At 72.7% G+C, this 23,176-nt stretch carries 17 protein-coding genes; 7 read left to right on the top strand and 10 right to left on the bottom strand.

Translation table 11 applies throughout. From position 1 onward, the window contains the following. Positions 1–193: 193 nt before the first annotated feature. Together ACZ7JZ_RS30895 and ACZ7JZ_RS30890 are read left to right on the top strand one after the other, a co-directional pair. Complete coding sequence (locus ACZ7JZ_RS30895; protein ID WP_470945161.1) at positions 194–466, top strand: phosphopantetheine-binding protein; 273 nt, start codon at positions 194–196, stop codon at positions 464–466. A gap of 45 nt (positions 467–511) precedes the next feature. Beyond that, positions 512–1,777, top strand: a complete 1,266-nt coding sequence (locus ACZ7JZ_RS30890) for a cytochrome P450 family protein (protein WP_470945158.1) — start codon at positions 512–514, stop codon at positions 1,775–1,777. A gap of 131 nt (positions 1,778–1,908) precedes the next feature. On the opposite strand, the gene ACZ7JZ_RS30885 is transcribed toward ACZ7JZ_RS30890, so the two are convergent. Beyond that, positions 1,909–2,337 (bottom strand): SgcJ/EcaC family oxidoreductase, encoded by a 429-nt coding sequence (locus ACZ7JZ_RS30885; RefSeq protein WP_470945157.1) that lies wholly within the window; start codon positions 2,335–2,337, stop codon positions 1,909–1,911. A 106-nt stretch (positions 2,338–2,443) separates the two neighbouring features. Continuing rightward, positions 2,444–3,625, bottom strand: coding sequence for an acyl-CoA dehydrogenase family protein (locus ACZ7JZ_RS30880; RefSeq protein WP_470945154.1), 1,182 nt, complete (start codon positions 3,623–3,625; stop codon positions 2,444–2,446). 243 nt (positions 3,626–3,868) lie between these two features. Between ACZ7JZ_RS30880 and ACZ7JZ_RS30875 the strand changes: the two genes are divergently transcribed. Next, positions 3,869–5,401 carry a 4-hydroxyphenylacetate 3-hydroxylase family protein gene (locus ACZ7JZ_RS30875; protein ID WP_470945151.1) on the top strand — a complete coding sequence of 511 codons (1,533 nt, stop codon included), beginning with the start codon at positions 3,869–3,871 and terminating at the stop codon, positions 5,399–5,401. A 197-nt stretch (positions 5,402–5,598) separates the two neighbouring features. Beyond that, on the top strand, positions 5,599–6,189 hold the full coding sequence (locus tag ACZ7JZ_RS30870) for a dihydrofolate reductase family protein (protein WP_470945148.1): 591 nt from the start codon (positions 5,599–5,601) through the stop codon (positions 6,187–6,189). Between the two features lie 64 nt (positions 6,190–6,253). Here the strand turns inward: ACZ7JZ_RS30870 and ACZ7JZ_RS30865 are convergent, their stop codons facing one another. The 6 genes from ACZ7JZ_RS30865 to ACZ7JZ_RS30840 all read right to left on the bottom strand — a co-directional run bounded on the left by ACZ7JZ_RS30865 (position 6,254) and on the right by ACZ7JZ_RS30840 (position 16,023). Beyond that, positions 6,254–7,600, bottom strand: coding sequence for a condensation domain-containing protein (locus ACZ7JZ_RS30865; protein WP_470945145.1), 1,347 nt, complete (start codon positions 7,598–7,600; stop codon positions 6,254–6,256). A gap of 151 nt (positions 7,601–7,751) precedes the next feature. Further along, on the bottom strand, positions 7,752–9,377 hold the full coding sequence (gene cmdF, locus ACZ7JZ_RS30860) for a tyrosine 2,3-aminomutase (RefSeq protein ID WP_470945143.1): 1,626 nt from the start codon (positions 9,375–9,377) through the stop codon (positions 7,752–7,754). Between the two features lie 105 nt (positions 9,378–9,482). Continuing rightward, complete coding sequence (locus ACZ7JZ_RS30855) at positions 9,483–12,383, bottom strand: non-ribosomal peptide synthetase (protein WP_470945141.1); 2,901 nt, start codon at positions 12,381–12,383, stop codon at positions 9,483–9,485. 36 nt (positions 12,384–12,419) lie between these two features. Beyond that, positions 12,420–13,856: an FAD-dependent oxidoreductase gene (locus ACZ7JZ_RS30850; RefSeq protein ID WP_470945139.1), complete on the bottom strand. Its 1,437-nt coding sequence runs from the start codon at positions 13,854–13,856 to the stop codon at positions 12,420–12,422. Positions 13,857–13,896: 40 nt separating this feature from the next. Then, positions 13,897–15,135, bottom strand: a complete 1,239-nt coding sequence (locus ACZ7JZ_RS30845; protein WP_470945138.1) for an acyl-CoA dehydrogenase family protein — start codon at positions 15,133–15,135, stop codon at positions 13,897–13,899. A gap of 135 nt (positions 15,136–15,270) precedes the next feature. Beyond that, positions 15,271–16,023, bottom strand: coding sequence for an SDR family NAD(P)-dependent oxidoreductase (locus tag ACZ7JZ_RS30840; RefSeq protein ID WP_470945136.1), 753 nt, complete (start codon positions 16,021–16,023; stop codon positions 15,271–15,273). A gap of 209 nt (positions 16,024–16,232) precedes the next feature. Between ACZ7JZ_RS30840 and ACZ7JZ_RS30835 the strand changes: the two genes are divergently transcribed. Together ACZ7JZ_RS30835 and ACZ7JZ_RS30830 are read left to right on the top strand one after the other, a co-directional pair. Beyond that, positions 16,233–18,437: a molybdopterin-dependent oxidoreductase gene (locus ACZ7JZ_RS30835; RefSeq protein WP_470945133.1), complete on the top strand. Its 2,205-nt coding sequence runs from the start codon at positions 16,233–16,235 to the stop codon at positions 18,435–18,437. A 39-nt stretch (positions 18,438–18,476) separates the two neighbouring features. Beyond that, on the top strand, positions 18,477–18,947 hold the full coding sequence (locus ACZ7JZ_RS30830; RefSeq protein WP_470945131.1) for an SRPBCC family protein: 471 nt from the start codon (positions 18,477–18,479) through the stop codon (positions 18,945–18,947). 100 nt (positions 18,948–19,047) lie between these two features. Here ACZ7JZ_RS30830 and ACZ7JZ_RS30825 read toward each other — a convergent pair whose 3' ends face one another. Next, the gene (locus tag ACZ7JZ_RS30825) at positions 19,048–20,619 is read right to left on the bottom strand and encodes a class I SAM-dependent methyltransferase (RefSeq protein ID WP_470945128.1); all 1,572 of its coding nucleotides are present in this window, start codon (positions 20,617–20,619) and stop codon (positions 19,048–19,050) included. A gap of 211 nt (positions 20,620–20,830) precedes the next feature. Between ACZ7JZ_RS30825 and ACZ7JZ_RS30820 the strand changes: the two genes are divergently transcribed. After that, positions 20,831–22,225, top strand: a complete 1,395-nt coding sequence (locus tag ACZ7JZ_RS30820) for an FAD-binding protein (protein WP_470945125.1) — start codon at positions 20,831–20,833, stop codon at positions 22,223–22,225. A 76-nt stretch (positions 22,226–22,301) separates the two neighbouring features. On the opposite strand, the gene ACZ7JZ_RS30815 is transcribed toward ACZ7JZ_RS30820, so the two are convergent. After that, entirely contained in the window at positions 22,302–23,027 is a 726-nt protein-coding gene (locus ACZ7JZ_RS30815; RefSeq protein WP_470945124.1) for a DUF2306 domain-containing protein, read from the bottom strand. Positions 23,028–23,176: the final 149 nt, after the last annotated feature.

Raw genomic sequence — 23,176 nt, 5'->3', positions numbered from 1 at the left:
CGTAGGGCCGTAAGACTGGCGCCTCATCGTCGCGAGCACCCCGTTTTTGGCCAACTCCGAGCGTGCTGACCTGCGGAGGGACCGGGCCGCGCAATCCAGGAGATGCCCGGCGGCACGGCCGGGTGTGACGCTGCGACGGTGAACACCGGCCGGTGAATCGACAGGTTCCGCTACTTCAGCGAAGGGGCTTTCCATGAGCGGCGATGTCATTGAGCGCACGAGCATTTCCGTCATCCAGGGCAAGGTTGCCGAGATCTGGGCCGAGGTGCTCGGGGAGGCCGTCGTGGAGCTGGAGGACGCGACGTTCTTCGAGCTCAGCGGGGAGTCGATCGCCGCGGTGCGCATCGTGTCCCGGGTCGAGGACGAGCTCGGCATTCTGATCGACGTCGGCGACATATTCGAGGAGGACCCCACCCTGGCGGCCCTGGTCTCGATCGTCGCCGAGCGTGCCGGAATTTCTGCGTAAGACCGTCCCCCCACCTCCCTTCACGAGATTCCGGGAGTAATTTCGATGGAAGAACGCTGCCCCGTCGCGCACCGGCTCGACACGACCGGACGGGACATCCACGCCGAGGCCGCCGCGCTGCGGGCCCAGGGCGCCGCGGTACAGGTGGAGCTGCCCGGCGGGGTCCTGGCCTGGTCGATCAACGACTACGCGAGCATCCGGAAGGTCCTCACCGACCCGCAGGTGACCAAGAGCGCCCGCAACCACTGGCCGAAGTTCATCAACGGCGAGATCCCGCCCAACTGGGAGATGATCAGCTGGGTGGCGATGGACAACATGGTCACCGCCTTCGGCAAGGACCACGTGCGGCTGCGCCGCCTGGTCGGCAAGGCCTTCACCCCGCGCCGCACGGAGGCCGTGCGCCCGCTGATCGAGGGCCTGACCAACCACCTCCTGGACGCCCTCGCCGCCGTGGGGCCGGGCGAGGTCGTGGACCTGCGCGAGCGGTTCGCCTACCCGCTGCCGGCCATGCTGGTCGCCGAGCTGATCGGCATGGGCGAGGAGCAGCGCGTCGCCACCGCCAAGGTGATCGACATGATGGTGGACACCACCGTCAGCCCCGAGCAGGCCCAGTCCGTGCTGGCGAACTGGCGCGGGGCCATGGAGGAGCTGGTCGCGCAGAAGCGGGCCGAGCCCGGCGAGGACATCACGAGCGACCTGATCGCGGCGCGCGACGAGGACGGCTCGCGGCTGTCCGAGGCGGAGCTGTGCGACACCATCTTCGCGATCCTCGGCGCCGGCTCCGAGACCACCATCAACTTCTTCGACAACGCCATCACGGCCCTGCTCACGCACCCCGAGCAGAAGGAGCTGGTGCTGTCGGGCAAGCGCTCCTGGGACGACGTGATCGACGAGACCCTGCGGGTCGAGTCCCCGCTCGCGCACCTGCCGCTGCGGTACGCGGTCCAGGACATCGAGCTCGACGGGGTGACCATCCCGCAGGGCGACCCGATCCTCGTGAACTACAGCGCGGTGGGCCGGGACCCGGCGGTGCACGGCGAGAGCGCGTGCGCCTTCGACGTGACCCGCGAGGACAAGGAGCACCTGTCCTTCGGCTTCGGTCCGCACTACTGCCTGGGTGCGGGGGTGGCCCGCCTGGTGGCGACCACGGGCCTGTCGACGCTGTTCGCCCGCTTCCCGGACCTGTCGCTGGCGGTGGAGCCGCAGGAGCTGCAGCCGCTGCCGACCTTCATCATGAACGGCCACCGCGCCCTGCCGGTGCGGCTGACCAAGGCGGCGGAGGCGGCGGTGCCGGTGGCCGAGGCCGCCTGATCCGCCCCGGAAACCGGCAGCGCCCCTTGGCTTCGGCGGAAGCCAAGGGCCGCTGCCCGTTTGCCCGGCCGCCACGGAGCGGACGGGCGTCCGCGGGCCCGGGCCCCTCGCGGGGCCCGGGGGTGGGGTGGTCAGGCGGCGTCGCGGGGGCTGTTGTGGTACGCGGCGAGCTTCCACTCGCCGTCCTGCTTGGCGACGACCCAGGTGGCGCGGATCGCGCGCTCGTCGGCGACCTCGGTCTCGCCCGGGGCGAGGACCCCGCCCTGGGTGATGACCAGGGCCACGTCGGGGCGCAGGAAACGCAGGGCGAGCGGGGTGCCGGTGACCTGGGTGCCCTTGAAGGGGCCCTGGAAGGCGGCGCCCATGAATCCGGCGATGTTCTCCCGGCCGGTGGCGTAGTGGCCCGGCAGGATCATGCTGCCGTCCTCGGTGAACACGGCGGCGAAGGCCTCGGCGTCGTGGCCGGCCCAGGCGGCGACGATCTTCCCGGGGACGGCGGCGACGGCCGCCTTGTCCGCGTCGGTGACGGCCGCGTCGAGGTCGGACGGTGCTGCGGTCATTGCTGTTCCCCTGTCCGTGAGCTGGTGCGGGTCGGCTGGTGGACCGGCCGGTGGGGCGGCCGGGGCGGGTCGGCTGGTGCGCGTGCGCTGTCCGGGCGGGTGCCGGTCAGATGTAGAGGCTGTTGGGCTCCAGGCCGCACAGGACCCGCCCGTACAGCTCGTTGTTGGTGTTGGGGTGCATCAGGGCGTGCAGGTTGACGGCCTGGACGTCGCGGGCGATGCGCTGGAGGGGGACGTCGGAGTAGATCGAGGAGCCGCCGCCGGCGGTCTGGAAGATGTCGACGGCCTCCTTGGCGAGGCGGCAGACGGCGCCGAGGTCGGCGCGGGCGCGGACCCGCTCCTCGACGGTCCACACGGCGCCCTGCTCGGACTTGGAGTCGACGAGGTCGGCGAGCCGGTAGGCGTGGAACTGCGCCTGGTCGGTCTTGAGGGTGGCCTCGGCGACCTGGTGGTGGGTCAGGGGGGCCTCGGCCTGGGAGGCGTAGTCCGTGTACGTGATCTTCCGCTCGGGCAGCCGGGCGAAGAAGGCGTCGGCAGCGGCCCTGGCCAGGCCGAGGACGGCGCCGGCGGAGGAGGCGGAGGCCACGGGGAGCAGCGGGGCGGCGTGCAGGGGCTTGCCGGCGTTGGCCTGGGAGACCCCGCCCCCGCCCTGCACGATCACCGGGAGGGGCAGGACCCGCTCGGCCGGGATGAAGACGTTCTGGGCGACGGTGGTGACGCTGCCGGTGCCCTTGAGCCCGGAGGTGTACCAGTCGTCGACGATCTGGAGGTCGCCGATGGGGACCAGGGCCATGACGGGCAGGGGGCCCTCGGGGGTGGGCTGGATGGCGACGATGATCTGCCACTGGGCGTGCAGGGCGCCGCTGATGAACTTCCACTGGCCGTTGACGACGACGCCGCCCTCGGCCGGGGCGGCCATGCCGCCGGGGCTCAGGGTGCCGCAGACGCGGACGTCGGGGCTGGTGAAGACCTCTTCCTGGACGCTGTCGGGGAAGAGGCCGGCCATCCAGCCGGGGATCCAGTAGACGGAGGCGACCCAGGCGGTGGAGCCGTCGGCGCGGGCGATCTCGGCGGCCACGTCGACGAGGGTGCGGGTGTCGCTCTCGTAGCCGCCGAAGCGGGCGGGGACGCGCATCCGGAAGACGCCGGCGCCGGCCAGCGCCTCGATCGACTCCTCGTGGATGCGCCGGTTGTCCTCCGCCCAGGCCGCGTTGGCCTGGAGCAGCGGCACCAGCTCGGTCGCGCGGCGAACGAGCTGCTCCCGCGTCGGCACATCGGTCGTCAACACCATGTCCTCCTGGATGGGCGCACGAGCGTGGCGGCCGGTCCGCCGGCCGTCGCGATACACGCCCCCGACCGTTCCAGCCGGGCAGGTGGCCCGCATCTTCGAGGTTGCCCGCAATCTCGGAGACGACGGTGTCCGGCGGCCGCTGACACGATGAGGGGCCCTCACAGCCCGCGTGCGCCCAGAGGTTTTCCTCAGTCCTCAGGAAGAGAGAAGCAGCCGATGACGGATCGTCAGGAGCCTCAGATGCCTCAGGAGTCCCCTGCGGGAGCCGCCGAGCCGCGGCGCACGACCCGTCCGCAGACCGGTGAGGAGTACGTCGAGAGCCTCCGCGACGGCCGCGAGATCTACCTGTACGGCGAGCGGGTCAAGGACGTGACCGCGCACCCGGCCTTCCGCAACCCCATCCGGATGACGGCGCGGCTGTACGACGCCCTGCACGACCCGGAGCAGCGGGGGATCCTGACCAAGCCGACGGACACCGGCAGCGACGGCTACACCCACAGCTTCTTCACCACCCCGCGCAGCGCCGAGGACCTGGTCGCCGACCAGCGGGCCATCGCCGCCTGGGCGCGGATGACGTACGGCTGGATGGGCCGCAGCCCCGACTACAAGGCCTCGTTCCTGGGGACCCTGGGCGCCAACGCCGACTACTACGAGCCGTACGGGGACAACGCGCGGCGCTGGTACCGGGAGTCCCAGGAGAAGGTGCTCTTCTGGAACCACGCGATCGTGCACCCGCCGGTGGACCGCGACCGCGGTCCGGACGAGGTCGCGGACGTGTTCATCCGGGTGGAGAAGGAGACGGACGCGGGCCTGATCGTCTCCGGCGCGAAGGTGGTGGCCACGGGCAGCGCCCTGGCCCAGTACAACTTCATCGCGCACTTCGGACTCCCCATCAAGAAGAAGGAGTTCGCCCTGATCGCCACGGTGCCGATGGACGCGCCGGGCATGAAGCTGATCTGCCGGCCCTCGTACACGGTGCAGGCGGCGGCCACGGGCAGCCCCTTCGACTACCCGCTGTCCTCGCGGCTGGACGAGAACGACACGATCCTGGTCCTGGACAAGGTGCTGATCCCCTGGGAGAACGTCTTCGTCTACGGGCACCTGGGCAAGATCCAGATGTTCGCCGGCCGGTCCGGCTTCACCGAGCGGTTCACCTTCCACGGCTGCACCCGCCTGGCGGTCAAGCTGGAGTTCATCGCCGGCCTTCTCATCAAGGCGCTGGAGATCACCGGTACGAAGGACTTCCGCGGGGTGCAGAGCCGCATCGGCGAGGTGCTGGCCTGGCGGAACCTGTTCTGGGCCTTCTCGGACGCGGCCGCGCGCAATCCGGTGGAGTGGAAGAACGGGGCCGTGCTGCCGAACCCGCAGTACGGGATGGCGTACCGCTGGTTCATGCAGATCGGCTATCCGCGGGTCAAGGAGATCATCCAGCAGGACGTGGCGAGCGGCCTGATCTACGTGAACTCCAGCGCGGAGGACTTCAAGAACCCGGACGTCCGCCCGTACCTGGACCGCTTCCTGCGGGGTTCGGGCGGGGTCGAGGCGGTGGACCGGGTGAAGGTGATGAAGCTGCTGTGGGACGCGGTCGGCACCGAGTTCGGCGGCCGCCACGAGCTGTACGAGCGCAACTACGCCGGCAACCACGAGAACACCCGGGTGGAGCTGCTGATGTCGCAGACCACCTCCGGCGACGTCGACGGCTACAAGGCCTTCGTCGACACCTGTCTGAGCGAGTACGACCTCGACGGCTGGACCGTCCCGGACCTCACCTGAGCACCTCGCGGACCCCTCTTCCCGGCGTGCGGGCCGGTAAGGGGGGTTCCGTGCGTTCCGGGGCCGCGAGCGCGTGTGACCCAGGTCACAGGAGAATCCCGCGCGGGACCGATGAGTTCCGCTCTCCCGCCCGGTCTCTACTTGCGTAACGCAGGAAAGCGGCGGGCCGAGCCGGGCCGGAGCAAGAGGAGAGTCCCATGCGCATCGTGATCAGCGAGTTCATCAGCCTCGACGGAGTCGTGCAGGCCCCGGGCGGTCCGGAGGAGGACACCGACGGCGGCTTCACCCACGGCGGCTGGTCGCACCCGTTCTTCGACCCGGAGGTCGTCGGCGGCGCCTTCGACGACGTGGTCAGCGGCGCGGACGCCCTGCTCTTCGGCCGCCGCACCTGGCAGACCATGGCGCAGGCCTGGCCGGAGCGGGCCGGCGACCCCTTCGCCGACCGGCTCAACTCGCTCCCGAAGTACGTCGTGACCGAGACCCTCGAAGAGTCCGAGCTGACCTGGGACAACTCCCGCCGGATCGCGGGCGGCGCGGCCCTGGCGGAGATCCGGGCACTGCGCGGGGGCGAGGGCGGCGACCTGCTGGTCATGGGCAGCCCGACCCTGGCGCGCACCCTCCTCGACGAGGGCCTGGTCGACGAGCTGCGGCTGATGATCATGCCGGTGCTCGTGGGCGGCGGGAAGACGATCTTCCCGAGCGGCGGCACCCTCCAGAACCTCGAACTGGTCAAGAGCGTGACCAGCCCCGCGGGCGTGCACGTCTGCACCTACCGCCCGGCCCGCTAGGCCCCGGCCCCGCCCCGGCGCCCGGCCCCCTTGCGAGGGGGGCCGGGGCGGGGACCGTACCCGCTCAGCCCTTGGGCAGCGGGGCGTCCGGGCTGGTGATCAGGGTGCGCAGCAGGTCCTGGAAGCGGACCGCGAGGGCGCGCATCGACTCGTGCGCGTAGATGTTGGTGTTGTAGCCGAGGTAGCCGGAGAAGCGGCCGGTGGCCGGGTCGTGGGCCAGCTGGATCATGGCCCCGTCCGGGATGTCGGTGCTGACCTCCTGGGACAGCAGCCGGGTGCGGATCTCCGAGTACGCGATGTCCCCGGCCGGCTCCCGGACCGGAGCGGGGAACTGGAAGGCCTGGAAGGCGAAGACGCCCAGGTCGTCGGCGCCGAAGGCGGCCACCACCCCGGGGGCCTGCGCGACCACCTGGCCGAAGGGCAGGTCGTGCGCGTACGCCTTGAAGCAGGTGGACCGGGTCCGCTCGACGACCTCGCGGAAGCTGCCCGCCCCGGCGAGGCTGGTGCGCAGCGGCACGAAGTTGAAGAAGGCGCCGACGGTGTTCTGGAACCGGGCCGGGCCGCGGCCCGAGGCCATCGTGGGCACGGTGACGTCCTCGGAGCCCGTCAGGTCGCGCACGAGCACCTGGTAGGCGGCGAGCAGCACCATGAAGGACGTGGAGCGGGTGGCGCGGGCCAGCTCGTTGGTGGCGGCGGCCAGGGTCTCGTCCACGAGGAAGCGGTGGACCGCGGTGGTCTTGGGCAGGCCCGCGGACTTGGGGTGGTCGGTGGGGATGCCGGTGATCTGCCCGCCGTCCAGCTGCTCGCGCCAGTAGGCGCGGGCCTTGTCGGCCGTCGGGGACCCGGGCCCGAAGCGCTCGCGCTCCCAGACGGCGTACTCCTGGAACTGCGCGGCCTCGGGCAGCTCCACGTCGTGGCCGCGGCGCCGGGCGTACAGGGCGGCGACGTCGCGCATGATCAGCTGCATGGAGATCTCGTCGGCCGCCGTGTGGTGGACGGTGAGGGCCAGGACGGACTCCTCCTCGTCGAAGCGGCCGAGCACGGCGTGCAGCAGGGGCAGCTTCGTCACCCCGTACAGCTCGCCCTCGACGGCGATGACCAGCTCCTCGGCGGCGCGGTCGCGCTCCTCCTGGCCGGTGCCGGTGGCACCGAGGTCGCGGACGTCGAGGCTGACCGGCGAGGCGGGGACGACCTCCTGGCGCTGGCCGCCGGCGCTGCGCACGATGGTGGTGCGCAGGCCCTCGTGCCGCTCGACCACGTCGTTCAGCGCCAGCTGGAGGGTGTCGGTGTCGACCTTCCCGAACAGCCGCCAGCCGAGGACGATGTTGTAGCGGGGCCCGAAGGGGCCCTCCTCGTCGCCCTGGTCGAACATGCACAGGAATTCCTGGTTGAACGAGAGCGGAATGCTCATGGGGTCCCCATTCGTGGAGCGTGGCGGTGCCGGTACGGCGCGTGACGGTTTCCGGCGGTGACGGCCACAGCAGGCCGGATCGGGATCCGGCCTGCTGTGGGGGGTACGGCGGGTGCGCGGCTGCGCGGGGCGTACGGGGTGCGTGCGGGCGTCAGCGCAGCTCGGTGTTGCTGGACTGGGCGGCCGCCAGGAACTCCCCGCGGGACAGCGCGGAGGCGATCAGCTCGATGTCGTCGGACATGAAGCGGTCGCGCTCCAGGGTGGGGACCAGCGAGCGGATCTGGTCGTACGTGGCCTTGCCGGCCGGGCTGAGCTGGCCGTAGCGGTCGGCGAGGTCCACCGCCTGGGCGGCGGCGAGGAACTCGACCGCGAGGATGCGGGTGTTGTTCTCCAGGATGCGGCGGGTGTTGCGGGCCGCGATCAGGCCCATGCTGACCACGTCCTGGTTGTCGCCGTTGGACGGGACGGACTGGATGGAGGCGGGGCCGATGGTCCGGTTCTCGGCGACCAGGGCGGTGGCCGGGTACTGGGCGCCGGCGAACCCGCTGTTGAGGCCCGGGTCGCCCTTGACGAGGAACTCCGGCAGGCCGTCGGAGAGGTAGCGGTTCAGGAGGCGGTTGGTGCGGCGCTCGGAGAAGACGCCGAGCTGGGTGAGCGCGATGCCGGTGTAGTCCATCGCGAAGGCGATGGGCTGGCCGTGGAAGTTCGCGCCGTGGAAGATCTCCTGGCCCTCGAAGAACAGCGGGTTGTCGTTGGAGGAGTTGAGCTCGATCTCCAGCTTCTGGATGGCGTGGTAGATCGTGTCGCGGACGGCGCCGACGACCTGCGGGATGGCCCGCAGGGTGTACGCCTTCTGCAGGTAGACCTTGGTGCGGTGGACGCCCTCGCCGGACTTGGCGGCCTCGGCCTGGCGGCGCAGCTCGGCGTGCTCGACGGCCAGGTCGCTGCCGCGCAGCAGGGCGCGCATGTTGGCCGCGGTGTCGATCTGGCCCTGGTGCGGGCGGGCCAGGTCGTGGCCCTCGGCCAGGAAGGGGCTGGTGGAGCCCTTGAGGGCCTCGACGACCAGGGCGGTGACGATCTCGGCCTGGCGGACCTGCTCCAGGGCCCGGCCGACGACCAGGGAGCCGAGGCCGGTCATGGCGGAGGTGCCGTTGATGAGGGCCAGGCCCTCCTTGAAGCGCAGCTGGAGGGGCTCGATGCCCTTCTCGCGCAGCACGTCGGCGGTGCGGGCGCGGACCCCGTCGCGCAGGACGTAGCCCTCGCCGATGAGGCTGGTGGCGATGTGCGCGAGCGGGGCGAGGTCGCCGGAGGCGCCCAGGGAGCCGATCTCGGGGATGGCCGGGGTGATGCCCTCGTTGAGGTACAGGGCAAGGCGCTGGAGCAGCTCGGGGCGGACCGCGGAGTAGCCGCGGGCCAGGGCGTTCAGGCGGGCCGCGAGGATGGCGCGGGCCTCGTCCTCGGCGAACAGCGGGCCGACGCCGGCGCTGTGGCTGCGCACCAGGTTGGTCTGGAGCTCGACCTCCTTGGAGGTGTCGACCAGCATGTAGATCATCTCGCCGTAACCGGTGGTCACGCCGTAGACCGGGGTGCCGTCGGCGACGGTGTCCTCGAACATCCGCCGGCTGTCGGCGGCCTTGGCCAGCGCGGCGGGGGAGATTCCGACCTGCGCCTTGTCCTCGGCGACCCGCCGTACCGCCGGGATGTCCAGGGTCTGGCCGTCGAACTGGACGGTCGCGGTGTCGGTCTCGACCTGGAGCTCGGCGTCGACAATCGTCATGATTTCACTCCATACGGTTGCAAGGGCAGAAAGCGGGCTGGAGTAGCTGGGAAGCGCGGGAGTGCCGGGAAGCACTGAAAGGGCTGGGCAGGGCGGTACGGGTGGCTACCGCAGGGCGGCCAGGGCGCGGCGGTCGATCTTTCCGCCGGCGTTGCGCGGCAGGCTGTCTAGGGTGCGGAAGGCCACGGGGAGCATGGACTTGCCGAACCGGCGGCGCAGGAAGGCCCGCCAGACGGCGGGGTTGACGGGCGGCTCCGCGGGGGACCCGTCGGGGGCCCGGCGGGGTACGACGTACGCGACCAGCCGGGAGACCAGTCCGTCGCGCCCGGTGTGGGCGACGACCGCGCAGTCGGTGACCGACTCGTGGGCGGCCAGGGCCGCTTCGATGTCGGTCAGCTCCATCCGTACGCCGTAGAACTTGATCCGGGTGTCGCCGCGGCCCCGGAACTCCAGGGCCCCGTCCCACCGCAGCCGCCCGAGGTCCCCCGAGCGGTAGCAGCGGACGGCCCCGGCCAGCGGCCGGAAGGCGGCCTCCCCGGCCGGGTCGGCCGGGTCCCCGCCGACGTACCCGGGGGTGATGTGCGGTCCGGCCACCACGATCCGCCCGGTGACCCCGGGCGGGCAGGGCCGGTCCTGGTCGTCGAGGACCAGGACCTGGCGGCCGGGGATCGGCCGGCCTACCGGCACGGTCCCCCGCACCGGTCCGGAGACCTCGTGCCAGGTGGCGAGGATGCTCTCGGTGGCGCCGTACAGGTTGACCAGCCGGGCCCCGGGCAGCGCGGCGCGCAGCCCGTCGGCCAGTTCGCCGGGCAGCGGTTCGCCCGCGAGCAGCAGGTGGTCGAGGTGGGGCAGGCGGCGGGTGCCGAGTGCGCCCAGGAGTTCCCGGGCGAAGCTGGGAACCGTCTGGAAGAGGGTGATGCGCTCCTGCTCCAGCCAGTCGGCCAGCTTCTCCGGGTTGGCCCGGATCCGGTCGGGCACCGGGCACAGCACGGCGCCGGCGCCCAGCGCGGCGAACAGCTCGACCAGGCTGGCGTCGTAGTTCGGGGAGGCCCACTGGGCCACCCGGGAGCCGGGCCGGATGCCGAACTCCGCGGCGAACCAGCCGACGAGCTGGGCGAGCGTGCGGTGGTTCTGGGGGATGCCCTTGGGCACCCCGGTGGAGCCGGAGGTGTGGGTGACGTACGCCCAGGCGTCGAGGTCGTGGACCCCGTCCGCCCCTTCCGGCCCCTCCGTACCGGCCGCGCCGCCGGCCCCCGCGGGGGCCGGGTCGAGGAGCGCGGGGAACAGGACGGCCCCGCCGCGCTCGCGGTGGTACCAGTCGGCGAGCTCGTCCTCCGGTGCGGCGCCCGCGCCCGCGGCCGGGGCCGGGACGTCGGCGAGCAGGCAGTGGGGCGCGGCGCCGTCGAGCACGTCCCGGCCCCGCTCCCCCGCCTTCTCCGTGCCCAGGCACACCGCGTACGCACCGGCGGCGAAGACCCCGAGCAGGGCCGCGGTGCGGCCCGGCCCGTTGGCCATGCGGACGGCGACGGGCGCGCCGGGCGGGGTGCCCAGCTCCCGCAGCGCGTGCGCCACGGCGGCGGCGCGCTCCTGGAGCTGCCCGTAGGTGACACCGGTGCCGTCGCCCTCGAGGGCCACCGAGTCGGGGGATTCTGCGGCTGCCGCGCGCACGGATGCGTGCACGGGCCGGTCCGCGGGGGCGACGGCGGTCAGGTCCGCGGCGCGTACGGCCGCGCGGGTGCGTTCCGGTGCCTCCAGGGCCAGGTCCTCCACCGGGCTGCCGGGGGCGTCCAGCGCCCCCGTCAGCAGGTGGCGCAGCTGCTCCAGTACGGAGGCGGCGGTGGAGCGGTCGAAGAGCGCGGCCCGGTACTCGAGCGAGCCCTCCAGGGAGGAGACCGCCTGGTGGACGGTGAGGGTGAGGTCGGTACGGGCGGTGGCGTCGTCGGCGGGGCGGCGGCGGACCACCGCGCCGGGCAGCCACAGCTCGCTGGCGGCCGTGTCCTCGTAGACGAACATGGCCTCGCACAGCGGGATCCGGTGGGGGCGGCCGCCGTCGGCGTTCAGGGCCCGGGTGAGCAGCCCGTAGGGGATCTCGCGGTGGTCCTGGGCGGCGCGGACCGCGCGGGCGGTGCGGGCGAGCAGGTCCCGGAAGGCGGGCCTGCCGGAGAGGTCCCCGGCGAGCACCAGGTGGTTGCGGAAGGGCCCGACGACGTCGGCGAACCGCGGTCCGGCGGGGCGCAGGGAGGAGGGCAGCCCGACGGCCACCCGGTCCTCGCCGGTGTAGCGGCCCAGCAGGGCAATGAACGCGGTGAGCAGTACGGCGTACGGGGTGGTCTCCTCGGCCCGGCACAGGTCGGCGACCCGGCCGGCGAGCCCGGCGCCCCAGTCGAAGCGCAGGGTGCCGCCGAGGGTGGCGGGTCCGGCGGGGCGGGCCCGGTCCACGGGCAGGGCGAGTTCGGCGGGCAGCGGGGTGAGGGCCCGCGTCCACCAGTCGAGCTGCCGCCGCTGGTGGGCGGAGGGCTCCTGGAGCCGGCGCAGTGCGGCGAAGTCGGCGTACTGCGGTGCGGGCAGGGTCAGTTCGTCCGGCAGCGGGGTGCCGTGGGCGGCGGCCGCGTAGTGCGCGGACAGTTCGTGCATGAGCACGGCCAGGGAGCGCTCGTCGCCGAGCGCCTGGTGCAGGCGCAGGGTGACGAGGTGGCCGGTGCGGCCGGGGCCGACGCTCAGCCGGGCGGCCGGGGGGCCGGCGGGGGCCCCGTCCCGCCCGGCGGGGGTGGTGCGCAGCACGTCGTGCCGCGCGGCCACCGCCCGCCAGGCGGCCCGCAGGGCCTCCGGGTCGAACTCCCCGGTGACGGTGTACGCCCGGTGCAGGTGGTACCCGGGGGCGTCGGGAACACGTGCCTCAGGGAGCCGCCACGTCTCCTGTACGCCGTGTGCGTCCTGGGCGCGCGGACCGGCGGCCGGTCCCTTGCCGGCCGCGGGTGCAGCAGGTGCAGCAGATGCCTCGATCACGTTTCCGTTCCCTCCGTCCTGGCTACCGTGCGGGGGTCAGCTCGCCACCAGGTCCTTCTTGGCGGGGCGTTCCCTCTTGATGGGCACCGGGGCCGGGCGGCGCACCGGGGCGGGGGCGTTGCCGGTCAGGCCGGCTATCAGGCCGCGGGCGTTGGTGTAGAGGACGCGGGCGACGAGGGCCGGCTTCATGAGGGACTCGGGGCGCTCGACGAGGCCCGCGGCCCGCATGTACGCGGCGGTGACCTTGCCGTCGAGGACGGCGGCCTTCTGGACCAGCTTCAGGTAGACCTGGGCGGCGCGGACCTGCGGGGTCCGCTCGCCCGGGACTCCCTTGAAGGAGAGGTCGACGCTGTTGGTCATCTCCCACGGGGGGTCGATGACGTCGTGCGCCAGGTCGGCGTAGTAGTCCTTCGGGACCGGGGCGGCGCCGGTGTGCAGGTGGCTGCGCAGGGTCAGCGCGGACAGCGCGGAGACCGTCATGCCCTGGGCGTAGATGGGGTTGAAGCAGGTGATGGCGTCGCCGACGGCGAGGAGGCCGTCGGGGAGGCGGTCGAGCTTCTCGTAGCGGCGCCGCAGGGTGGTGGGGAAGCGGAAGGCGACGGGCTCGTCGAGGGGCTCGGCGTGCTGGAGGGCCTCGTAGATGTCCGGCACGGCCAGGGACTTGACCCACTTGTACAGGCCCTCCTGGTCGAGCGGCGGGTGGTCGCCGAGGAGGCCGTACGTGGTGAGCTCGACGCGGTCGCCGTCGGTCTTGGTGAAAATGGCGCCGCGGGGCACCTCGGGGGAGGCGGCCGGGTTGATGGAGAGGTCGCCGAAGTACGGGTCGGCGGTCAGCCGGTAGTGCTGGGTGACGTAGCCGAGGCCGATCTTCTTGCGCTCCTCCTCGACGCGCCCGTAGCCCATCTCCTCCAGCCAGACGGGGGAGCGGGAGCCGCGGCCGGTGGCGTCGACGACCAGGTCGGCGGTGAGGAGCTCCTCGCCGCCGCCCCCCGCCTTCTGGACGCGGGCGCCGGTGACGCGCGTCTTGTCGTCGGTGGACTCCAGGCCGAGGATGTCGTACTCCTCGAAGAAGACCACGTTCTCGAGGGCGGCCGTGCGGTTGCGGATGTGCTTCTCCAGCATCGGGCGGCTGGCCGCGACGCAGGTGAGGCCGGCGCTCTGCTGCTTGAGCTGCTGCCCGTTGAAGTACCAGCGCACGTGGCCCGCGAGGTCGCCGGTGGGCACGCCGTCGGCGAACAGCTCCTCGGTGATCCCGGGGTAGAGCTCCTCCATGATCTCCTGGCCGCGGGCCAGGAGGCCGTTGATGTGGCGGCTCTGCGGGCAGTTCTTCCGCGGTCCGTCCACGCCCAGGAGCTTGTCCCGGTCGACGATGAGCACCTCGTCGTAGGCATCGGCGAGCACTCTGGCCGCGAACAGGCCGGCGATGCTTCCGCCGAGTACCACCGCGCGAGTCCCGGTCTTGTCGCCCGTCACGGATACCTCCTCGAATTTAGGTGATGCTGAAATCGACATGTCAGTTCTCGACGCCGAAATGGGCCTTTGAGTACTCGCGGTTCGCATGGGCGGAAAGAAATACCGCGATGCCCGCGTGTGAGTGCTGCATGGAGAAGTCCCGCCAGAGGCGCTCCATGCGTTCGCCGCGCTTGATGGCGCTGGATCCGGCGGTCGGGTAGAGGTGGCTCTCCACGGCGCGCCAGCACATCCGGACCACCTCGCGGCAGGCCAGTACGATGCGCAGCTCGCGCTCCGGGGTGAAGTAGGCCGAGCCCCGCTCGGCGTACTCGTGCCACTGGCGGATGGCGCCGAAGAAGGCGTTCTCCGCCGCGCCGATCAGGCCCGCGGCCTCCCCGTACCAGTACTGGAAGTCGGTGTCCTCGGTACGGGGCAGGATCGGCGGGAAGATCGTCTGGCGGGAGCGCATCAGCTCCTCGTAGGCGTCGAGCCCGGCCTGGGCCATGCCGAGGGCGAGGGCCGCGTCCTCCAGCACCATGACGCTGAGCGGGCCGCCGCCGTAGAGGGTGTTGGCGTGCAGGGCGAGCCCGGGGGTGCCGTCGGTGACGGTGGCCTGGCTCATGTGCATCGGCAGCACGCGGTGGGCGGGCACGTGGGCCTTGGCCACCCGGATGCTGTGCGATCCGCTGCCCTTGAGGCCGAGCAGTTGGCCCCAGTCGTCCAGCACCTCGTAGTCGGAGCGCGGCACGATGAACATCACCGGGTGCGGCTCGCCGTCCTCGGGGAAGACCAGCGCGTGGGCGACGAAGTGCGTGGAGTACGGGGCTCCGGAACAGTAGTTCCAGGTGCCGTCGACGATCCAGCCGCCGTCGGGGGCGGGGGTCGCGGTCCCGGTGGGCGCGACCGTCGCCGGGGCGAGGAAGTCCCCGCCGGCGAAGACCTCGGCCTGGGTGCGCTCGTCGAAGAGGGTGGCCACGGCGTGCGCGTGGGCGGCGCCGAGGCAGTACATCCAGCCCGTGGAGGGGCAGCCGCGGGTCAGGGCCACGACCACCTTGAAGAAGGTGTCGAGCCCGAACTCGTAGCCGCCGTAGCGCCGGGGCACCAGGATCCGGTACAGCCCCGCCGCCGCGAAGGCCTCGTGGGTGTCGGGGGCGTAGAAGGTCCGCTCCTCGGTCTCGGCCTGGCGGTCGAGAAGCCCGTAGCCCAGCGCTCTGGCGCGCTCGACGATCACCTCGGGGGTGATTCCGGGCTCGGGCGGCAGGGGAATTCCCTGTCCGGTGGTATTCGCGGTCACTGTCATTGCCACGCGGTTCCTTTTTCTCGACGGGGCCTTACGGCGCTCTGCCGTTGTGGCAGGTTCACAGCGGCCCGCACGGCGCTGCATCTCCTGAATTGCGGTGCGGGCCCGTGACGTCTCCCGGGCTGGCGGAACCGGTCAGCTGGGGACGGAGCCCGACAGCCCGCCGTCGACGACGATCTCCTGACCGGTGATGTAGGCCGACCGGGAGGAGAGCAGGAAGGCCACGGCGTCGGCGATGTCGCCGGGGGCGCCGAAGCGGCCGAGGGCGACCTGGCCGCGGAAGTACTCGCGCACCGGCTCGATCGGGGCGACCATGTCGAACATCTCGGTGCGGATGTGGCCGGGGGTGACGGCGTTCACGCGGATGCCGCGCTCGGCGAGGTCGGGGGCCAGGGTGCGCGGGAGGTTCAGGACGGCCGCCTTGGTGGCCGCGTAGACCGATCCGGCGCCCATGCCGCGGTGCACCAGCCAGGAGGCGTTGAGGACCACGGAGCCGCCGTCCTCGAGCAGGCCGAGGGCCTTCTGCACGGTGAAGAACGTGCCCTTGAAGTTGGTGGCGACGACCTCGTCGAAGGCCTCCTCGGTGACGTCGGCGGTACGGGCGTTCAGGCCGATGCCGGCGTTGGCGAACACGCCGTGCAGGGTGCCGAAGCGGGCGCGCACCTCCTCGACCACCCCGTCGAGGGCGGCGGGGCTGGCCACGTCGGCGGCCACCGTCAGGACCCGGTCGCCCGCGTCGAGCTCCTTCGCCGCCTCGGCCAGCCGGTCGGCGCTGCGGCCCACGAGGACCACGTTGGCGCCCTCGTCGAGGAGGCGCCGGGCGGTGGCGAAGCCGATGCCGCTGCCGCCGCCGGTGATCAGAACGGTCTTGCCGTCGAAGTCAGTCATGCGGCCAGGATCAGGAGGGCGCCGGGATCCGCGCATCTCCCGGATTGCGGTGCCGTGTACCCCTGCGACCTGCACGGATCCCGCAGTCCGCGGGCCACTGCGCAATCCCGAAGATGCGTACGAGAAGGGCGCAATGCGACGGTCGTCCAGCCTAGGCCGGGTCGGCCGGTGACATCCGGTCGGCTCCCTCACGACCCCCGGGAGTCCCGTTGCGCACCGTGCACCGCACCTGCCCCATCTGCGACTCCGTCTGCGGCCTGCGGATCGACCTCGGCGACGACGGCCGGGTCCAGTCCGTCCGCGGCGACGAGAGCGACCCGCTGTCCAAGGGCTACATCTGCCCCAAGGGCGCCAGCCTCGGACGGATCGACGAGGACCCCGACCGGCTCTCGAAGCCGATGGTCCGCACCGGCGACACCTGGCGGGAGGTGAGCTGGGACGAGGCCTTCCAGGAGGTGGAGCGGGGCCTGATGGGCACGGTGGAGAAGTACGGGCGCCAGGCCCTGGCCGCGTACTTCGGCAACCCGACCTTCCACACCATGGGCGGGATCTTCTACCGGATGCCGCTGGCCCAGTCCCTGGGCACCACCAACATCTACAGCGCCAGCACCATCGACCAGATCCCCAAGCACGTGGCCGGCGGCCTGATGTACGGCAGCGGCACCGCCATCTCCGTCCCCGACGTGGACCGCACGGACTTCCTGCTGGTGCTGGGCGCCAACCCGATGGAGTCGAACGGCTCGCTGTGCGCCGCCCCCGACTTCCCCGGCCGGCTGCGCGCCCTGCGCCGGCGCGGCGGCCGCCTGGTCGTGGTGGACCCGCGGCGCACCCGGACGGCGGCCGTCGCGGATGAGCACCTGTTCATCCGGCCCGGCACCGACGCCCTGTTCCTGTTCGCCCTGGTCCACACCCTGTTCGCGGAGGGGCTGGCGCAGCTGCGCGTGGAGGCGGACGGGCTGGCCGAACTGGAGGCGTACGCGGCCCCGTTCACCCCCGCGGCCGTGGGCCCGGTGTGCGGGGTGGACCCGGAGCGGATCACCGCCCTGGCCCGGGACCTGGCCGCGGCCCCCAGCGCCGCCGTCTACACCCGGATGGGCACCTCGACGGCGGACTTCAGCACCCTGACGCAGTTCCTCGTCGAGGCCGTCAACGTGCTCACCGGCAATGTGGACCGGCCCGGCGGGGTGATGTTCCCCAAGCCGGCCACCATGGAGGTCCCGTGGGGCCCCAAGCCCTTCGAGATGGGCCGCTGGCACAGCAGGGTGCGGGGGCTGCCCGAGGCCCTGGGCGAGTTCCCCGTGGCCACCCTCGTGGACGAGATCGAGACCCCCGGCGAGGGGCAGGTGCGGGCCCTGGTGACGGTGGCCGGGAACCTGGCCGTCTCCGCCCCCAGCGGCCCCCGGCTCGCGCGGGCCCTGGCCGGGCTGGACTTCATGGTGGCCGTGGACCCGTACCTGAACGAGACCACGAGGCACGCCCACGTCATCCTGCCGCCGCCGCGGATGCTCCAGATGCCGCACTACGACCTGCTGCTGCTGACCGTCACGGTCCGCAACTACACCCGGTTCTCCCCGCCCGCCCTGCCCCTGGAGCCCGGGCAGCTCTCCGAGTCCGAGATCATGGCGAAGCTCGCCCTGATCGCGGCCGGCGCGGGCGCCGCGGCCGATCCCGCGGGCCTGGACGAGATGGTCCTCGAACAGCTCCTGGGCATCGGCACCCAGATACCCGGCACCCCCTTCCACGGCATGGACCTGCCCGCCGCCCGCGCCTCCCTCGACGGGGACAGCGGCCCCGAGCTGGTCCTCGACGTGATGCTCAAGCTCGGCCCGTACGGGCTGTCCCTCGCGGAGCTGCGCAAGCACCCCAACGGGCTCGACCTGGGCCCCCTGAAGCCCCGGCTGCCCGAGGTGGTCGCCCACGAGTCGGGCCGGCTGCGCCTGGCCCACCCGGACCTGGACCCCGAGGTGGCCCGGCTGGCCCGGCGGCTGGCCGAGCCCGCCGCCGAGACCATCCTGATCGGCCGCCGCCAGCTGCGCTCCAACAACAGCTGGCTGCACAACATCGAGTCCCTGGTCGGCGGCAGCAACACCTGCACCCTGCACGTCCACCCCGAGACCGCCGAGGCGCGCGGGCTGGGCGCCTGGGCCCTGGTGCGGTCCGCCGCCGGGGAGCTCGTCGTGCCCGTGGAGCGCACCGAGGAGATCATGCCGGGGGTGGTGAGCCTGCCGCACGGCTGGGGCCACACCGGCTCCCCGCAGCGGGTCGCCTCGCGCTACGCCGGCTACAACGCCAACGCCCTCACCGACAACTCCGTCACCGACGCCCTGTCCGGCAACGCCGTCTTCAACGGCGTACCGGTGACCGTGGGCCCGGCGGCCGCACCCGCCGCCGCCCAGGACGCCACCGCCGCCTAGGACGCCGTACCACCCCGCAGACGCAGAAGGGAAAGACCCATGACCGAGCAGAACGGCCCCGGCACCCCCGGGCCCCCCACCGTCTCCCTCACCCGGCAGCTCGACGCCCCGCGCGAGGCGGTGTACGAGTCGTGGACGGACGGCGAGCTGTTCCAGCGCTGGTGGGGCCCCGAGGGCTACCACACCCCGGCGGAGTCCGTGGAGATGGACGCCGTCGTCGGCGGCGGCTTCCGGGCCCGGATCGTCTCCGACGAGGACGGCAGCAGCGTGCCCTTCGCGGGCGTCTTCCACGAGCTGGTGAAGAACGAGCGGGTGGTCTTCGGCCTCCTCGACCTCAACGACGAGACCAACCCCGAGGAGCTGACCACGATCACCCTCACCGACAAGGACGGCGGCACCGAACTGGTCTTCACCCAGGAGACCTCCCTCCCCCCGGAGCGCCACGACGAACTCCGCGAGGGCTGGTCCAGCTTCTTCAACCGCCTGGCGGCCCACCTGGCAGCAGCCTGACCGGCCGTCGGGACAGCGGCGGCCCGGGCAGGGGCAGCCGCACACGGGAGGGGGGTGGGCCGGGATCCCGGCCCACCCCCCTCCCGTCTCCGCGTGCCGGTCAGGCGGCCCGTACGCAGGTGAACTCGAAGAAGGTGCCCTTGCCGCTCTCGTGGCGGACCTCGAGGCCGGCGTCGGCCAGCCAGCCGCGGACCTCGTCCAGGTCGAAGAGGAGCATGCCGGCCGGGCGGCTCGGGAAGTAGTGCGAGGCCTGGAAGTAGCGGTCCACCGGGTCGTCCGCCCAGCGGAAGGCCATCATCGTGAAGGTGCCGCCCGGCTTGAGCACCCGGCCGACCTCGGCGATGGCGGTGTCGGCCTGCTCGGGGAAGGCCTGGAGGGCGTTCCACATGTTGACCCCGCCGAGGGAGGCGTCCTCGAAGGGCAGCTCCAGGGCGCTGGCGACCACGGCGGGGGTCTCGGGCAGCAGGTTGCGCAGCGCGTTGAGCATGGGCAGGCCCATGTCGAGGGCGATCAGCCGGTCGGAGCCGAGGATGTCGACGAGTACGGCGGTCCAGCGGCCGGCGCCCGCGCACAGGTCGAGGAAGGGGCCGTCGACGGGGGCGGTGTGCTCGATCAGGTACTCGTCCTCGTCGGACGGAGTGACGTCGAGCCCCCAGTTCATGCCGGCGATCCGCAGGTAGGCGGGGCGCAGCACGGCCTCGTAGTAGAGGCCCATGGTCTTCATGGCGGCGAGCTTGGAGAGGAGGTTGTTGGTGGCGTCGTCGGTCTTCTCGGCGGCGCTCTCGCGCCAGGCCTCGTCGCTCTGCCCGGCGGTCAGGTTCAGCAGGCCGCCGGAGAGGGGGTAGTTGGTGCCGCAGGCGCCGCAGCGGGCGCTGTCGTCCTGGAAGGCCAGGCGGCCGGCGCAGGAGGCGCAGCGCAGGGCGTCGGCGTGCCGCTCGAAGGCGGCCGGGGACAGGGCGGGCGGGGAGGTCAGGTCCCCGGCGTCGGCGGGCATGGGGTAGGCGACCTCGGCGGGGACGCCGTGGCGGACCGCCCAGTAGGCGCGCATCCCGGAGTAGGCCCAGATGGTGCGGGTGTCGTTCTCCCAGTTGTACTGGGCCTGCTCGGGGGTGAGGGAGTTGATGGCCTCCTGGTCGAACTCCTTCTCCTCCTCGTCGAGCTTCCACACCGCGGGGGAGGGCCAGACGCGGCCCACGTCGGGGCTCTTGAGGTCGAGTGCGCGCACGGCGCGCTCCAGGCGCGAGGTGTCGTGCTCGTCGAGGGAGAGCCCGGCGGCCGTGGCGAGGATGCGCTCGCGGTCCTCGGGGAAGTGGGAGACGAGGTAGAGCAGGGCGGGCTGGAGGGGCTGGCGGGCGGTGGTGCCGGCCAGGTGGGCGAGGTAGACGTCCAGGCCCTCGCGGGCGGCGGCGGTCAGCGGGCCGGGCTCGCCGGGGTACTCGGTCTCGACGAGGAGGCCGAGCAGGACGGCGGCGTACCCCTTGCGGTCCTGGTCCGCCCCGTCCAGCAGGGCCACGAGCCGCGGGACCGCGGGGAGGGCGGCCGCGGTGGCGCCGTCCGGCCCCCACAGGGCGGCGGCCAGGGCGGAGAAGGCCTCCTCCAGCCCGTCCGCGGGCGCCTCGCGGAAGCGGTCCAGGAGTTCGGCCACGGAGGGGTGGGCGGTCTGAACAGTCATGCGGGCGGCCCTTTCAGGAGGCGGGGTTTGCCGGGAGCTGACACACGCTGGGCCCAGCTTCACGGGGCGGTTCCGGCGGCCGCATCTCGTGGATTGCGGTGCGCGATCGCACTGCGCACTCCGGGAGATGCGTACGCGCGTACGGGCGCCCGATGCTCGCGGAGGCATCCGAACACCCCGAACACCCCCGAACTCCCCGGAAGGGCACAGCATGACGACGAGCGCAGAGCGGGGCGCGGTCCCCGCCACGGCCGGGGACCCGGCGTACGAGGAAGCGGTGCGGGTCTTCAACCTGGCGGCCCCGGTGGCGCCGGCGGCGGCGCTGACCGCGCGCACGGTCGAGGACGTGCGCAGCGCCATCGCGTACGCGCGCGAGAACGGCCTGTCGGTACGGGTCCACGCGACGGGGCACGCGGCGCCGACCGCCCGCCCGATGGCGGACTCCGTGCTGGTCCGCACCCGGCTGGAGGGCGGGGTCACCGTGGACCCGCAGACCCGGACGGCGCGGATCCCGGCGGGGACCCCGTGGAGCGAGGTGGCCGAGGCGGCCGCGGTGCACGGGCTGGCGGCGGCGCACGGGTCCTCCCCGACGGTGGGCGCCGTGGGCTACCTGCTGCGCGGCGGCATCAGCATGTACGGGCGCAGCACCGGCCTGGCGGTCAACAGCGTCCGGGCGGTCGAACTGGTCGCCTCCGACGGGGAGCTGCGGCGCGTGGACGCCCTGCACGACCCGGACCTGTTCTGGGCGGTGCGGGGCGGCGGCGGCGGCTTCGGCGTGGTGACCGCGGTGGAGGTCGAGCTGTTCCCGGCCTCCGTGGTGGTGACGGGCGCGGCCTTCTGGACGGCCGAGCACCACGCGGAGGTGCTCTCCCGGTGGCTGAAGTGGTGCGAGCAGGCGCCGCAGGAGGTGTCGACCTCGCTGCGCGTGATGAACCTGCCGCCGCTGCCGGAGATCCCGCCGGAGCTGACGGCGGGGGCGGTGCTGTGCGTGGCGGGCACGGTGCTCGGTACCGACGGGGACGATCCGACGGTGGCCGAGCAGCTGGCCGAGGACCTGCTCGGGCCGCTGCGCGAGGTGGCCGACCCGGTGTTCGACACCTGGCACACGGGTGTTCCGGCGGACGTGCTGGAGACCCACATGGACCCGACGGAACCGGTGGCGGTGCTCGGCGACCACCTGCTGCTGCGCGAGGTGGACGACCGGGCCGCGGAGCTGCTGCTGTCCCTGGTCGGGGAGGGTTCGGGCTCCCCGCTGGTGGCGGCCGAGCTGCGGCAGCTGGGCGGGGCGCTGGCGGTGCCTGCCGTGGGCGGGGGCGCGCTGTCGCACCTCGACGCGCGGTACGCGTACATGGCGGCGGGGCTGACGGACGGGGAGGCGGGTACGGAGGAGGCGATCGAGGCGCACTGCCGGGCGATCCGCACCGCCCTGACCCCCTGGGACACCGGCCGGACCACGCCGACCTTCGTGGAGAACCACACCCAGCCGCAGGGGCACCTGAGCGCCCAGCACCTGGTGACGCTGGACCTGGTCCGCAAGCGGGTGGACCCCGAGGGGCTGTTCCGCGGGGACATCACGCCGAACGCCTCGGCCGAGTTCCGGCCCTGAGCAGCGGAGGAGCGGCCGGCCCCGGGGGTTCCCGGGGCCGGCCGCTTCTTCGTGTTCCCGTGCCCGCTTCCGCGCGTCACATGTCGAGCGGCCTCTTGGCGGTCTTGTCCAGCCACCACTGGACCACGAGGAGGTTGGACACCCAGCCGACCCAGCGGGCGGTCTCGGCTATGTAGTTGAAGTCGACCTCGGCGACCCAGGGGGAGAACCAGATCCAGGACATGCCGAGCGCGAAGCCCCAGATGACCTGGCCCCACATGACGGCGAAGCTGTACAGCATGTACTTGCGGTGCTCACGCCAGCGGCGCTGGCGGGCCCGCACCCAGCCCATGACCCCGAAGTACGACCAGAGGGAGGCCGACATCAGGACGCCGATGCTGCCTGCCTTGAAGGCCACCGGGAACATGATCAGCGCGAGGGCCGCGGAGGGCAGGGCCCCGGCCCACAGGTAGACGCGGCCGCTCCAGCGGTGGAAGACCGGGTGCGTGCGGCGCAGCCAGGGCCACATCTGCAGGCACATCGTCACCAGGGAGAGCGATCCGAAGAGCACGTGCCCGACGAGGATCGCGTAGTGCAGGGGGAACTTGAGCGGGATCCTCGACTGCGAGGAGTCCATCGCGAGGTACGGGGGCAGCTGGTAGATCAGGAACGCGACGGCGACGATCGCCATCGGCCCGAACCAGAGGCTCCGGCTGCGGCGGCGCGGGCGTGCGGGTCTGTTCGCCGGGGACTGCTCGTCCTCGTTCCGCTGCTGCGGACGAAGGGCAGCCGGAGCGCCGGGCCGCTCCAGATTCTGCGTCACGGATGATTCCTCCTGCTGCGGCGTGGTCTCGGGAGTCGAGCCCTCCGTGGCTGAAAGCATGGTGCTGCGACGGGAGTTGGTGCATCTTCCGGATTGCGCGACGGGTCTTACATCGAGGTGCGGCGGGCGTGCTCCCACTGCGCAGCCCG

The organism is Streptomyces sp. NPDC038213 (assembly GCF_055600495.1).
The sequence above is the reverse complement of the archived record's forward strand: the minus strand, read 5'-3'. Positions and strand labels throughout refer to the sequence as shown.